Genomic DNA, 13,858 nt, shown 5'->3' with positions numbered 1-13,858 from the left:
CGGTGATGACGATGCCCCGCGGACTCCAGATCTCGGTCGGCCAGCACTCGGACAGGGGCCGCAAGCCCGTCAATCAGGACTTTCACGGCGTCCTGATTCCGGAAGAGCCGCTGCTCAGCCTGAAGGGCATCGCGGCGGTTCTCGCCGACGGAATTTCCTCGAGCACGGTGAGCCAGATCGCCAGCGAGTCGGCGGTCAAGAGCTTCCTGATGGACTATTACTGCACGTCGGAATCGTGGACGGTGAAGACCTCCGCCCGCCGCGTGCTGGAGGCGACCAATTCCTGGCTGCATGCGCAGACGCGCAAGAGCCAATATGCCTATGACCGCGACAAGGGCTATGTCTGCACGCTCAGCGCCATGGTCATCAAGGCGGCGACCGCGCACATCTTCCATGTCGGCGACTGCCGGATCTACCGTCTGGCCGGCAAGGCGCTCGAGCAGCTGACCGACGATCACCGCATCATCGTGTCCTCGGAGCAGACCTATCTCGGCCGCGCGCTCGGCATCAATCCGCAGCTCGAGATCGACTATCAGACGGTCGAGATTCAGGCCGGCGACACCTTCCTGCTGGCGACCGACGGCGCGTACGAGTTCGTCGATGCGCGTTTCGTCACCAGTGCAATCAACGAGCACGCAGCCGGGCTCGACGGCGCGGCGAAGGCGATCGTGGAGGAAGCCTACCGGCGCGGCAGCGACGACAACATCACCGTGCAGATCCTGCGGATCGATGCGGTGCCGGAGGAAACGGGCGTCTTCGACCGGACCTCGACGCTGCCGCTGCCGCCTCTGTTGGAGCCGCGCGCGATGTTCGACGGCTACCGGATCATCCGGGAGATTCACGGCAGCAGCCGCAGCCACATCTATCTCGCGGTCGATGCGCAGACCGAGGAAACGGTCGCGCTCAAGATTCCGTCGATCGACCTGCGCGACAACCAAGCCTACCTGAAACGTTTCCTCATGGAAGAGTGGATCGCACGGCGGATCGATAGTCCGTACGTGCTCAAGCCTCGATCGCGTTCGACGCGACGCAACTACCTCTACGTCGCGACCGAGTTCGTCGAGGGGCGGACGTTGCGGCAATGGATGCTCGACAATCCGCGTCCCGATCTGGAGACGGTGCGCAGGATCATCGAGCAGATCGCCACCGGGCTGCGCGCCTTCCATCGCATGGAGATGCTGCATCAGGACCTCAGGCCCGACAACGTCCTGATCGACAAGACCGACACCGCGAAGATCATCGATTTCGGATCGGTGAGGGTCGCAGGCGTCGCCGAAGCCGCGCCGAGATCGGCCGACGCGGAAATTCTCGGCACGGTCCAGTACACGGCGCCGGAATATTTCCTGGGCGAGGGCGGCTCCCCCCGGTCCGACATGTTCTCGCTGGCCGCGATCTGCTACCAGATGCTGACCGGGCATCTGCCCTACGGCGCCCAGCTTGCAAAAATCCGCGGACGATCGGACGCGTGGAAATTGCGATACCGCCCCGCGATCGATGCCGAGCGCGGCATCCCGGGCTGGATCGACGGCGCGCTCAGGAAAGCGCTGCATCCCGATCCCTACAAGCGCCACGAGGACATGTCCGAGTTCGTGTTCGAGCTCAGAAATCCCAATCCGGCTTATCTGAACACGCGCATCACGCCCCTCCTCGAGCGCAACCCCCTGATGTTCTGGAAGCTGACCTCGGCCGCGCTCGCCTGCGCCGTCGTCGTGCTGCTGGCGCTGCTGCACGCGCGCTGAGGCGTGGAGAGATCCGCGAGCATGCGAGCTGCGAGTCCTGATTTCGAGTGGTAGTCACTTGGACTGCGGGACGCCTCCGAAGAGGCGATCCCGCAGATTGATGGTCGTATCAGAGCTTGCCTTCCGCGAGCAGTTCGCGGGTCCGCTTCAGCGTCGCGAGCAGAGCGGCCTTGTAGCCGTTGTCGCTGTCGAACTGCGCCTGCTCTGCCTGCTCCTCTGGCCCGAACGGTGTCTTGCCGCGCAGGCCGGTGTAGCAATAGAACCGCAATCGCAGCGCTCCCGCTTCATCTTCGAACAGTTCGTTGATGATCGCGCCTTCGCGCGGACCGGCGGCCTGGAAGAAAGTCACCTTGCGCTCCGGCTCAAAGCTGACGATTTCACGCAGATCGTCGCCTGCGATGGTGGCTTCGCGCACGAGGTGTGTCGCGCTCTCCTCCACGACCTCACAGTGGGTGCAGAGATTGGGCGGAAGGAACAGGCGGGCATCGCGTGCCTTGAGAACCAGCCCGCGCCAGACCTGCGTGCGGCTCAGTGGCGTCTCGCCTTGCGGATTCACCGGCACGTTAGCGGTCGAATAGATCATGATGGAATTCCTTGACGTGATCGGGGAGTGCCGCTGCCCTCAGGCAGAGGCCGTGAGCTCGGAGACGAAGTCGCGATAGGAGCGCAACGGACGACCCAGCATCTTGGTCAGGCGCTCGACATCGCCTGCCTCGGGGATCATTCCCTCCGTGAGAAAGCGCTCGCTCATCAGACGCATGTCGAAGGCCATCCAGCTTGGCATGAACTGCCTCAGATTTTTTTCGAAGCCAGCAGTGTCGTCGCCGCCAAAGGCAATCGTACGGCCCACCGCCTCGGACCAGATGGCGGCCACCTTCGCGCCGGTCAGCTCATCGGGACCGACGAGATTGAAGCTTGCGAGCGGAAGCGGCGTTGCAGCCCGCTCGCGCCGAATGAGCTCGATCGCGGCGATCTCGCCGATGTCGCGTGCGTCGATCATCGCGAGGCCCTTGCTGCCGATGGGCATCGGATAGATGCCATAACCGAGCACGACGTCCTTGATCGTGAGATCGTTGTTCATGAAGTAGGCCGGGCGCAGGATGGTGGCGTTGAAGCCCATCTGTTCGATCATGCGCTCGACACCGAACTTGCCTGCAAAGTGCGGCACGTTGACGTAGCGATCGCTGTGGATCACCGACAGGTATACGACCCGCTCGACGCCTGCCTCCCGGGCGACGTTGAGCGCGACCAGCGCCTGCGTGAATTCATCCGCGACGACTCCGTTAAGCAGAAACAGGGTCGAGACTCCCGTGAAGGCGCCGCGTAGCGCGTCGACGTCGAGGAGGTCGCCCTGCACGACGGTGACCTCTGCAGGCAAGTTCGCCTTGGCGGGATCGCGGACGAGCGCGTGCAGGTCGGCGCCGCGCTTGACGAGTTGTTCGACGACGTGGCGGCCAACGGTGCCGGTGGCGCCGGTAACGAGGATGGTCATGGGGGTCACTCCGGTTGGGTTTGAAGACACCCCGAAACTAGTGATCCACAATCTGACCGATAGAAGGTATATTTGGACAGACCGTCTCACTGGTGGAACACATGGATCTCCTAGCCCTCGCCGATTTCAATCTGGTCGCCCGACATGGCGGGTTCGGACGCGCCGCGCGTGCCGCGGGTCGTCCGAAGGCTACCTTGTCCCGCCGGGTCGCGGAGCTGGAGGCGGCGCTCAACCTGCGCCTGTTCGAGCGCGGTGTGCGTACCTTGAAACTCACCCAGGAAGGACGCGCGCTTTACGAGCGGACCGGGACGTTGCTGACCGAGCTCGACGAGACCGCCGCAGCGATCGCTTCCGGAGGCGACAGGCCGCGCGGCAAGTTGCGCATCAGCGCACCGTTGCTGTTCTCTCAGATCGCCATGGGAAAGCTGGCCGCCGGCTTCGCCCTGAAATATCCGGAGGTCCGCCTGGAAATAACGACGGAAGACCGGGCCGTCGACATGGTCGAGGAGGGTTATGACCTCGTCATTCGAGTCGGTCCCGATCCGGATGAGAGCCTCGTAGGTCGCATCTTCCTGCGCGACCGGCTGGTGGTCGTGGCGAGCCCCCACCTGAAAAAACCAAAGGACAAACTCGCCGTGCCCGCCGTCGTCCGCGGGACGGGTGACCGGAGTGTCGCCTGGAACGTGACGGGGCCGACTGGTCTATTGCGTTTTGCCGTCGATCCAGTGCTCAGCCTGGCATCCCTGATGATGGTCCGTGACGCGGTCAAAGCCGGCGTCGGTGCGGGATGCCTTCCCCTCTCCCTCATCAGTCCCGATCTATCCGTTGGCACGTTGAGCCATTGGGGTGACATCGACGCCCCTGAGATCCAGCTGTGGGCGCTCTACCCGTCACGGCGACTGCTGAGCGCACGTGTTTCCGCCTTCCTCGACTTCCTGAAGGAGGCCTTTCCAAAGGGCAGCCCCGAGGAGCTTGCCGCCTATCTCGACAGATAGTCGCTGCGCGCGCCGATTTCCTGCCCCTCACGCCGGCTCGGTCGCCTTCACCCCGAGCGGCTTCGGTGCCATGCCGCCGCCGGGCTTGAGGTGGAATTCGTAAGTCATCAGATGCCACCGCCCGTCCGCCTTGGTGCCATCCGGCATTGCGGGATCGTTGCGCGGCTCGACCTTGGCGACGAGGTCGTCCTTCACGCCGAACACCACGTCGGAGTCGAGATATTTGTCACCGTCCATGAAGACGTGCGTGATCAGCGGCTCATAGCCTCTGGCATTGACCAGGAAGTGCACATGCGCCGGGCGCATCGGGTGGCGGCCGGTCTGCACGATCATCTCGCCGACCGGACCATCGGTCGGGATCGGATAGCTGCACGGCAGGATGGTGCGGAAGAAGAAGCGGCCATCGTCATCGGTGATGAAGCGCGCCCGCGCCGAGGCGCCGACCTCATCGTAGTTCGGCTTCTGGGAATCGTAGAAGCCGTCGTCATCGGCGTGCCAGACGTCGACGGGAACGCCGGCGAGCGGCTTGCCCTTCAGATCCGTGACGCGACTCTGCACGAACATCCGCTCGCCGGTCTGGTTGTTCGGCGAGATGTCGGTGCCGTGCGCAGTCACCTTGTGCTCGCCGACATAGAACGGACCGAGCACCGTGGTCTGCGTGGCACCGTCGCGATCCCTGTGATTGACGGCATCGACCAGCATGGAGACGCCGAGCACGTCGGACAGCAGGATGAATTCCTGGCGGGTATCGGTGCATTTCTGCCCCGTCCGGGTCAGGAAATCGATGGCGTATTCCCATTCCTCGAAGGTAAGTCCGGTCTTGCTCACGTAATCGTGCAGCGACTTCACCAATTCCTGCAGCAGGAATTTCGCACGCGGATCGGGCGTGTGGTCGAAGCTCCTGACGACGGCTTCGGTGAGTTCGGTCTCGGTGAACTCTGTCATGGTGCGTTTGCCCTCGCGTTGTTCTCGTTGGCCCGGGCGGGCTCCTTGTTCCGAGACCGAGTCTACACCAGCGGGCCCGGCCTCGTTAAGCGCAACCGGCTTGGAATGCGGCCGCCATTTCGGTATCAACGACAAAACGCCCGGAGGAACTGATGCTCGCCCCCACCCCCGCCTCACCTGAATCCGTCGGCATGTCCAAGGCCGCGCTCGACCGTGTCGATGCGCATCTCAAGCGCCGGTACATCGATGCCGGCCGTTTCCCGGGCACGCATCTTCTGGTCTACCGCCGCGGCAAGGTCGCGCACAGCTCGATGCAGGGCTTTGCCGATGTCGAGCGCAAGGTGCCGGTGAAGGACGATACGATCTATCGCATCTATTCCATGACCAAGCCGCTCACCAGCGTCGCCTTCATGATGCTGGTCGAGGAGGGCCTCGTCGCGATCGACGAGCCCGTCGCCAAATACATTCCGGAGTGGAGGGACCTCGGCGTGTTCGTCGCCGGCACCTACCCGGCCTTCCTGACCCGGCCGCCGTCGCGGCCGATGCTGATCGTCGACCTCTTGCGCCACACGTCTGGGCTCACCTATGGCTTCCAGCAACGCTCCAACGTCGATGCCGCCTATCGCGCCGAAAAGATCGGCGAGGTCGAAAAATCAGGCACGCTGCAGACCATGATCGAGGGCCTGGCCAAGATCCCGCTGGAATTCTCGCCGGGCGAATCCTGGAACTACTCCGTCTCAACCGACGTGATCGGCTATCTCGTCGGCAAGATCTCGGGGATGCCTTTCGAGCAGTTTCTCAAGCAGCGCATTCTCGATCCGCTCGGCATGATCGACACCGATTTCCACGTACCGGCCTCGAAGGCGCATCGCTTTGCGGCCTGCTATTCCGCCGATCCCGGCGGCGGCATGACCTTCCATGCGGGCCAGCGCCGCGAGGGGCTGACGCTGCAGGACGACCCGGCGACGAGCTCGTTCCTGTCGCCGCCCTCGTTCATCTCCGGCGGCGGCGGGCTGTGCTCGACGGTCGCCGATTATCTGACCTTCTGCCGCGCGCTGCTCAATGGCGGCGAGCTCGGCGGTGTCAGGCTGATTGGGCCGAAGACGCTGGCGCTGATGACGACCAACCACATTCCGGGCGGCCGTGCACTGCCGGAAGTCTCGCGCTCGCTGTTCTCGGAAGCGACCTATAACGGCATCGGCTTCGGTCTCGGCTTCGCCGTGACCATGCGCCCGGCCGAGACGCTGATCGCCGGCAGCCCGGGCGAATACAATTGGGGCGGCGCCGCCACGACCTCGTTCTGGATCGATCCGGCAGAGGACCTGATCGCGATCTTCATGACGCAGGTGCTGCCGTCGAGCGCCTATCCGATCCGCCGCGAGCTGCGCAGCATGGTGTACGCCGCCATCACTGAAAGCAATCTGTAGCCGACCGCGACGATCCCGCGGCCGCCGGCCGCGGGATCACGCATCGCGCTCACTTGAGCATTTCCGGCACGATCAGGCGCGGCAGGAACAGCGACACGCTGGGCCAAATGATCACGGCCGCCAGCACGAGCAGCATTGGGATCAGCATGATCAGCGTGTCCTTCAGGGCATAGCGCAGCCGCACGCCCGCGATCGAACAGGCGATCATCAGACAGAGGCCGTAGGGCGGCGTCACCAGCCCGAAGGCCAGCGAGACGATGGAGATGATCGCGAACTGGACCGGATGCAGATCGACGGACCTGGCGAGCGGCTCCAGCACGGTGCCGACGATGATGATCGCGGGGATGGCGTCGAGAAAGCAGCCCACCACCAGAAAGCAGAAGGCGATGAAGAAGCCGGCCGCGACGGCACCCATGCCCCATGTCGAAACGTTCGCCAGCAGTTCTTGCGGGATCTTGTAATAGGCCAGCAGCCAGCCGAACGCACTGGCGGTGCCGACGCAGAACAGCGCCACGCCGGCGAGGCGCCCAGTGTCGAGCAAGGCTCTGTACAATTCACGGATTCCCGTCTCGCGGTAGAAGAACGCCGAGAGCACGACGGAATAGAGCACGGCAACGCAGGCGGATTCCGTCGCGGTGAACCAGCCGAGCAGAATGCCGCCGACGATGATGAACGGCGTCATCAGCGCCGGTATCGACCGCCAGATGGCGCATCGCATGTCGACCCAGGTCGACTTCGGATAGGTCGGGTAGCCGCGGCGCACCGCATAGACGTGCACCGTCGCCATCTGCGCGCCCGCGATCAGCAGCCCGGGCACGATACCGGCCAGATACATCGCTGCGATCGAGGTCGAGATCAGCCCGCCCCACACGATCATCAGGATCGAGGGCGGAATGACGACCGCAAGAACCGCGGAGGCCGCCGTGATGGCAATGGAGAACGAGAGATCGTAGCCCTCCTTGGTCTGCGCATCGATGAAGATCTTCGATTGGCTCGCCGCATCCGCAGTGGAGGAGCCGGAGATGCCGGCAAAGAACAGCGACAGCACGACGTTGATCTGCGCCAGCGACCCCGGCCAGTGCCCGACCATCGAGCGCGACAGCGCCACCAGGCGATCGGTGATGCCACCGATGCTCATCAGGTTCGCCGTCAAGAGGAAGAACGGCACCGCGAGCAGGATGAAGGAATTGTAGGCGTTGAAGGTTTCCTGCGCGAGCGTCATCAGCGACAGGCGCGGCTCGATCAGCAGGATCGGCACGCAGGCAAGGCCGAGCGCGAAGGCAACCGGCACGCGAACGATCAGCAGGCCGATGAAAACCCCGAACAGCACCATGGCGGCCTGTCCGGCAGAAAGTACGCTGCCGCTCATCTCTGTGCCCCGACCAGAACGCGCATTTCATCAAGGATCTGTTCGCCCGCAAACACGATCCAGGTCACGCCTGCCACCGGCCAGGCGACGTGGATCAGCCAGAGCGGCAGATCGGCCAGCTCCGACGTCCTGTTCCAGGCGAAGCGTGTGAATTCGATTCCGGCCGACACGAACACGAGGGCCAGTGCCAGCACGCCGAGCCGCGCGATGATCCGCACCGCAGCCTCCGACCGCCGCGACAAATCGGGCCAGACGTCGACCTCGAAATGCTGAGCCTCGCGGATACCCACCATGGCGCCGATCATGATCGTCCAGATGAACAGGAATCGCGCCATCTCCTCGGTCCAGATGTAGGAGGGAATGAACGGCGTGTAGCGCGAGACGATCTGCAATGTGACGGGGATGACCAGGATGCCGACGCAGGCGGCAAGCAGGAATTCCAACAATTTCGCATAGGCCGCGGTGACGCGACGCCACAGCGACGGTGTGGACGGGACGTGCATTTCGGACATTGGAGCTCCGTACGGCGCTCATCCGCCATGTCCGGGCAGGAAGCGGGGCCTGCCCGGAATGCTGTCGGCGGACGGGGCGGCCTCAGACGACGTTGATCTTCTCGAAAATGCCCTCCGCGCCGATCTCCTTGGCGTAGGTGGCCATCACGGGGTCGGCGAGCTTCTTCATGGCATCCCGCTCCTCGAAAGGAACGCGCTTGAGCTTGCCGGCTTTCTCCAGCGTGTCGAGCTTGACGACCTCTTCGCTCGACTCGAGCTGACGGCCGTAATCGCCGGCCTCCTTGCCCGCCTTCATGATCGCGTCCTGCAGATCCTTCGGCAGGGTCTTCAGCGTCTTAACGGAGAAGCAGATCGGCCGAATCGACACGGCGTGCTGGGTCAGGTTGAGATGCGGCGCCACTTCGTAGAACTTCATCGCCTCGACGCCGGCTGCCTCGTTCTCGCCGGCTGATATCACCCCGTTCTGGATCGCGTTGTAGACTTCGTTGTAGGCGATCACGGTGGGGCTCATGCCGACGGCCGCAAAGGTCTTCGACCAGATCGGCGCGCCCTGCACGCGCACCTTGAGGCCCTTGAGGTCGGCGAGGTTCTTGAGCGGCTTGTTGGCGAAGATATTGCGGATGCCGCCGCCGGCATAACCGATCAGAACCACGTCCGCCTTGGCGGCGACCTCGTCGGCGACCGGCGCCAGGATATTGGCTTCGACCACCTTGTTCATGTGCTCGATGCCCTTGAACACGAAGGGCGCATCGATGAACGGAGCGGCCTTGGCGAAGGTCGACATGTGAGCCGGCGAGACGATGCCGTAATCGACTGCCTTGCCCTGCGACATGTACTCGAAATACTGCTTCTCGAGGCCGAGCGAGGAGTTCCTGTGCAGGGTGAAGTTGACGGGCTTGCCGTAATATTTCTTCACCAGCTCCTCAAACCGCAGCAGGGCCCGGTTGAAGGCATGGTCGTCGTTGAACTGCACGGCACCGTTCAGCGTGATCGGGGCTTGCGCCCTCAGGATCGACGGCATGCCGATGGCAGCTGCCGCAGTGGTTGCACCGACACCTGCGAGAAATGACCTTCGCCTCATCGTCTCCCCTCCCTTTGATGCTCCGGCCCTGTCGCCGGGCCGTGAGCGCAGCCGTTATGCGGCTTGCGAGAGGCAAGCGTATGAAAAACCTCGGCGGGACGGAAGTCATTTCGCGTGCGCTGGAGCAACCCCTTCGTCGCAGGACTGCACGTAAACGCCTGCTGCACTGCAACTCGCCAATCCGGTGCGCGGCGGAGGCGCGAGGTCTCCGGCGATCAGGGGTGCGCTGGCGGGGGCCGAAACGACGCTGCCGCTGATCGTTTTCGCTGGGGGCTTGCCTATTACAACTAGCGTCAGGATCGCAGCGAGGCGATGCGCCGTGTGCTGGAAACGTACGTAGCATGCGCATGGCGGTCGATGCCGAGGTGCAGCGGACCAGGGGGGCTTGCCCCTGCCGCGCGGCGTCGTCTGCACGTGACCTGCGCGCTGGAGGAGACGCTTTGATGCGCGGTCCAGCGCATATCGCAGCGCAACACGGGGTGTGCTGCGACAATTGCGCTTGCCCTCATCCATTCATCCGATGTTAAACATCCGATGATTGCAGCTGCCGGGGCGTGGCCGCCAAAGACAAACGAACCAGCCGCGACAGGCCGGACGGGAGAAACGTACGAGTGGCAAGACCGCGCCCGAGCCCCGTCGACAAGCCGATCAAGCCCGGCCGCATTCGCGCCGTGCTGACGACGCTCGGCCGCGAGATCGCGCAGGATCTCATTCCGGTCGGGACAGCCTTGCCGCCGGAGCCTGAGCTCGAAACCCGCTTCGGAGTCGGGCGCGGCGTGGTGCGCGAAGCCATCAAGACGCTCGCCGCAAAAGGTCTCGTCAGCGTGCGGCCGCGCCACGGCACGCACGTGCTGCCGCGCCACGAATGGAGTCTGCTCGACCGCGACGTGCTGAGCTGGCTGGTCGGCCAGGACGAGCCGGATCGGGACCTTCTGCTGGCAATCCAGGAGGTGCGCTCGATCATCGAGCCCGCTGCCGCAGCGCTTGCGGCCGAACGTGCAACCAGGAACGACCGCTGGCGGATCGACACGGCCCTGGCGGCGATGCAGACTGCAAAGGACCAGGCCAGCGCCCTTGCTGCCGACAAGGCTTTCCATCTCGCCATCCTGGACGCGACCCACAATCCGGTCCTCCAGGGCTTTCGCGGCGCGATCGACACCATTCTAGGCACCGTCTTCACCGTTGCCGTCGGCGGCCCCGGCGGCTGGTTCAAGGACAATCTGCCGAACCACGTAACAGCGGCGCGGGCCATCGAGAGCGGCAACCCGGAGAAGGCGCGCGCCGCGATGGAACGGCTGCTGGGCTACACCCGATCGAAGCTGTCGAACCGAAAGACGATTATCGCCGCAGCGGCTCGCAAAGCGGACGGATCGACCCTGCGCGCCGTCGGGAAGCCGAGCCTAAACCGCAAGAGAAAGCGCCATGCACCGTGACTTGAGGGCCCAGCCCGGATCCGCGTTCCGCGCGGATCGCGAGGAGGGTCGCAACCGATACAGATATGCGATTGCGCGAGACGCGGCTACGATACCGGCAATGATCAGCGGGAAATGCCGGTACAGGCATAGCTGAGCGTCAGGGAGGTCGAATGCAGGTGACCGGCAGTCTGAAAGGCCGATCGTCGCGGCTGATCCGCAGCGTCAACTCGCTGGCCGGCGCTGCAATGTTCGTCGCGCCGCTGCTTGCGCTGGTCGCGGTATGGGCTGCCGTGATCCCGCTGTTCAACGTCAATCCGCGCGTGTTTCCCTCGGTCGGCGCGGTCGGCAGCGCCGCGCTTGACTCGATTCGCGACGGCACGTTGTTCGCCCATGTCGGCGCCAGCCTCTTGCGCGTCGGCCTGGGCACACTGATCGGCATTGCCACCGCGGTGCCGCTCGGCATCGCCATGGGCGTCAGCCCGACCGTCGCGGCCTTTCTCACGCCGCTGTTCCGGTTCTTCTCGGTGCTCGCCGGCATTGCCTGGATCCCCATCGCGACGCTGTGGTTCGGTTACGGTTTCGGCGCGATCGTCTTCGTGATCTTCAACGCCGTGTTCTTCGTCGTCGCCTACAACACGCTTCTCGGCGTCAGGACCATCCCGCACACGCTGCGCAACGCTGCCGCCTCGCTCGGCGCCGGCCGCTGGGCGCTGCTGACCGAAGTGCTGCTGCCGGGCGCCCTGCCCAATATCGTCACGGGCATTCGCACCGGCCTGGGCTTTGCCTGGCGCGGCCTGATCGCCGCGGAGATGATCGCGACCAATGTCGGGCTCGGCTACATGCTGTTCGTCGCGCGCGATTTCTACCGCACCGAGGTGATCGTGTTCGGCATGATCGTGATCGGCGTGCTCTGGCTTCTGATCGACCGTCTGTTGCTGGTCCCGCTGGAGCGCGCGACCATCGAGCGCTGGGGCATGGTGAGGCGCGCATGAACGTCCTGCTGCAAATCTGGGCCGGCTATGCCCGCCTGACCCGGCGCTGGCCGGGCATCGCCGCGATCATTCCCTTCATCCCGGTGCTGGCGCTGTGGACCGCGGTCAGCGAGGCCGGGCTGTTTCCACGCGCGTTCTTCCCCGGCCCGGCCGACGTCATCCGCGCATTCTTCACGCTGACCTACAAGGGCATCCTGCCCGACTATCTCCAGGACAGCCTGATCCGGCTCGCGACCGGCGCCGCGGTCGGCATGGCGCTCGGCATACCCTTGGGCATCCTGATCGGCACCAGCCGCTGGGCGCATCGCATCTGCTGGCCGGTGCTGCTGTTCTTTCAGGCCATCGGCGACATCGCCTGGCTGCCGATCCTTCTGATCTGGTTCGGCTTCGGTCTGACGACGATGACCTTCGTCATCGTCTACACCGTGCTGTTCCCCGTCGTGCTCAACACCGTGCTCGGCGTCGAATCGGTGCCGCGCGATCTGTCGCGCGCCGCCTTGAGCCTCGGGGCTTCGCGGGCGCGCGTGCTCTGGGAGGTGACGCTGCCGGGAGCGCTGCCCAACATCATCACGGGCCTGCGCAACGGACTCGGTTACGGCTGGCGCGCGCTGATCGCCGTCGAGATGATCGTCGGCACCTCAGGGATCGGCTTCATGATGTTCGATGCGCGCCGCGCCGGCTCGACCGTCGAGATCATCCTCGGCATGATCATTCTCGGACTGCTCTGGTACATCGTGGACGCCTGGATTCTCGCCCCGCTCGAGCGTGCGACCGGCCAGCGTTGGGGATTGGTGACATCATGAAGACGCTCTCGCTGCGCAATCTCGGCAAGACCTATTTCGACCCTTATGCGGGCGCGCATGTCACCGCCGTCCACGACGTCTCGCTCGACGTCGAGCCCGGCGAATTCATCTCGGTGGTCGGCCCCTCCGGCTGCGGCAAGACGACGATCCTGAACATGATCGCCGGCTTCATCCCCTATTCGAAGGGGGACATCCTGCTCGACGGCAAGCCGGTGCACGGGCCCGGCCCCGAGCGTGGCGTCGTGTTCCAGTCGTTCGCGCTGTTTCCCTGGAAGACCGTGCTCGACAATGTCGGCTTCGGGCCGAAGATGCGCGGCGTGCCGAAGGCCGAGCGCGACCGCATCGCGCATGAATATCTAGCGCTTGCCGGGCTCTCGCATGCGGCGCACCGCTATCCCAACGAGCTCTCCGGGGGCATGCAGCAGCGTGTCGGCGTGGTCCGCGCACTCGCCAACAACCCCGACGTCCTCTTGATGGACGAGCCGTTCGCCAGCGTCGACGCGCAGACGCGGATGACGCTCCAGGAGGAACTGACCCGCATCTGGCAGGAGCGCAAGCCGACGGTGATCTTCATCACCCATGACGTTCCGGAAGCGGTGTTTCTCGCCAACCGCGTCGTCGTGCTGTCGAAAGGACGCGTACTCGATCAGGTCGCGATCGACCTTCCGCGTCCCCGCGTCTGGGACGATCTCGTCAGGGATGACCAATTCAAGCAGCTTTCGGCGCGCGTTCTGCAGATGGTGCGCGCGGCATGAGCATCGCCTCAGACGTTCTTCGCTCGCCCAAGAGCCGTGTCGTGATCGGCGCGGTGGCCGCATGGGCATTGTTTCAGCTCTGGCTGACGATCACAGCCCCCGGAAAGATCTCGCCGGAGCTCACGGGCACGTCGGAAAAGGTGAATGTGCAGATCGAGCTGCCGTTCACGCCGGAGCGCTTCCACGTGCTCGCCTTCCAGCAATACGGACGCGTCTCGGGCACGGACGAGCATTCGATCGAATTGCGCGGTGTCAAAAGAACGGACCTCAATGCCGTGGCCCGGCCTTATTGGGTGACGGCGGTGGGGCCGATAAAAGAGGGAGGCTGAGACT

The 13,858-nt window shown here is 64.4% G+C and carries 14 protein-coding genes; 8 read left to right on the top strand and 6 right to left on the bottom strand.

Features of this window, described 5'->3' with window-relative positions; all coding sequences use genetic code 11:
- The first annotated feature begins 5 nt into the window (after nucleotides 1-5).
- Nucleotides 6-1,739, top strand: coding sequence for a bifunctional protein-serine/threonine kinase/phosphatase (locus P0R31_RS16855; protein ID WP_275514986.1), 1,734 nt, complete (start codon nucleotides 6-8; stop codon nucleotides 1,737-1,739).
- A gap of 109 nt (nucleotides 1,740-1,848) precedes the next feature.
- Here P0R31_RS16855 and P0R31_RS16850 read toward each other — a convergent pair whose 3' ends face one another.
- On the bottom strand, nucleotides 1,849-2,322 hold the full coding sequence (locus tag P0R31_RS16850; RefSeq protein WP_275514985.1) for an SRPBCC family protein: 474 nt from the start codon (nucleotides 2,320-2,322) through the stop codon (nucleotides 1,849-1,851).
- Between the two features lie 39 nt (nucleotides 2,323-2,361).
- Nucleotides 2,362-3,231, bottom strand: a complete 870-nt coding sequence (locus P0R31_RS16845; RefSeq protein ID WP_275514984.1) for an SDR family oxidoreductase — start codon at nucleotides 3,229-3,231, stop codon at nucleotides 2,362-2,364.
- A gap of 101 nt (nucleotides 3,232-3,332) precedes the next feature.
- On the opposite strand from P0R31_RS16845, the gene P0R31_RS16840 reads away from it, so the two are divergent.
- Nucleotides 3,333-4,226, top strand: coding sequence for a LysR family transcriptional regulator (locus P0R31_RS16840; RefSeq protein ID WP_275514983.1), 894 nt, complete (start codon nucleotides 3,333-3,335; stop codon nucleotides 4,224-4,226).
- A 27-nt stretch (nucleotides 4,227-4,253) separates the two neighbouring features.
- On the opposite strand, the gene P0R31_RS16835 is transcribed toward P0R31_RS16840, so the two are convergent.
- Nucleotides 4,254-5,171 (bottom strand): dioxygenase, encoded by a 918-nt coding sequence (locus tag P0R31_RS16835; RefSeq protein ID WP_275514982.1) that lies wholly within the window; start codon nucleotides 5,169-5,171, stop codon nucleotides 4,254-4,256.
- A gap of 152 nt (nucleotides 5,172-5,323) precedes the next feature.
- Here P0R31_RS16835 and P0R31_RS16830 point away from each other — a divergent pair, with 152 nt between their 5' ends.
- Nucleotides 5,324-6,598, top strand: coding sequence for a serine hydrolase domain-containing protein (locus P0R31_RS16830; RefSeq protein ID WP_275514981.1), 1,275 nt, complete (start codon nucleotides 5,324-5,326; stop codon nucleotides 6,596-6,598).
- Nucleotides 6,599-6,647: 49 nt separating this feature from the next.
- On the opposite strand, the gene P0R31_RS16825 is transcribed toward P0R31_RS16830, so the two are convergent.
- The 3 genes from P0R31_RS16825 to P0R31_RS16815 all read right to left on the bottom strand — a co-directional run bounded on the left by P0R31_RS16825 (nucleotide 6,648) and on the right by P0R31_RS16815 (nucleotide 9,560).
- Nucleotides 6,648-7,967: a TRAP transporter large permease gene (locus P0R31_RS16825; protein ID WP_275514980.1), complete on the bottom strand. Its 1,320-nt coding sequence runs from the start codon at nucleotides 7,965-7,967 to the stop codon at nucleotides 6,648-6,650.
- Nucleotides 7,964-8,479 (bottom strand): TRAP transporter small permease, encoded by a 516-nt coding sequence (locus P0R31_RS16820; RefSeq protein WP_275514979.1) that lies wholly within the window; start codon nucleotides 8,477-8,479, stop codon nucleotides 7,964-7,966. The genes P0R31_RS16825 and P0R31_RS16820 overlap by 4 nt, the downstream gene beginning before the upstream one ends.
- An 82-nt stretch (nucleotides 8,480-8,561) precedes the next feature.
- A complete protein-coding gene (locus P0R31_RS16815) occupies nucleotides 8,562-9,560 on the bottom strand; it encodes a TRAP transporter substrate-binding protein (RefSeq protein ID WP_275514978.1) in 999 nt (332 codons plus the stop codon).
- A 611-nt stretch (nucleotides 9,561-10,171) separates the two neighbouring features.
- Between P0R31_RS16815 and P0R31_RS16810 the strand changes: the two genes are divergently transcribed.
- From P0R31_RS16810 to P0R31_RS16790, 5 genes are all read left to right on the top strand, one after another.
- On the top strand, nucleotides 10,172-10,993 hold the full coding sequence (locus tag P0R31_RS16810; protein WP_275514977.1) for a FadR/GntR family transcriptional regulator: 822 nt from the start codon (nucleotides 10,172-10,174) through the stop codon (nucleotides 10,991-10,993).
- Between the two features lie 152 nt (nucleotides 10,994-11,145).
- Nucleotides 11,146-11,967, top strand: coding sequence for an ABC transporter permease (locus P0R31_RS16805; protein ID WP_275514976.1), 822 nt, complete (start codon nucleotides 11,146-11,148; stop codon nucleotides 11,965-11,967).
- Nucleotides 11,964-12,770, top strand: a complete 807-nt coding sequence (locus tag P0R31_RS16800; RefSeq protein WP_036004520.1) for an ABC transporter permease — start codon at nucleotides 11,964-11,966, stop codon at nucleotides 12,768-12,770. The genes P0R31_RS16805 and P0R31_RS16800 overlap by 4 nt, the downstream gene beginning before the upstream one ends.
- A complete protein-coding gene (locus P0R31_RS16795; protein WP_275514975.1) occupies nucleotides 12,767-13,525 on the top strand; it encodes an ABC transporter ATP-binding protein in 759 nt (252 codons plus the stop codon). Before P0R31_RS16800 ends, P0R31_RS16795 begins: the two co-directional genes overlap by 4 nt.
- 41 nt (nucleotides 13,526-13,566) lie before the next feature.
- Nucleotides 13,567-13,854 (top strand): hypothetical protein, encoded by a 288-nt coding sequence (locus P0R31_RS16790; RefSeq protein ID WP_275514974.1) that lies wholly within the window; start codon nucleotides 13,567-13,569, stop codon nucleotides 13,852-13,854.
- Nucleotides 13,855-13,858 lie beyond the last annotated feature (4 nt).

Origin of the sequence: Bradyrhizobium yuanmingense, from assembly GCF_029167105.1 — a bacterium.
In the GTDB taxonomy this organism is placed as follows: Bacteria; Pseudomonadota; Alphaproteobacteria; order Rhizobiales; family Xanthobacteraceae; genus Bradyrhizobium; species Bradyrhizobium yuanmingense_A.
The sequence above is the reverse complement of the archived record's forward strand: the minus strand, read 5'-3'. Positions and strand labels throughout refer to the sequence as shown.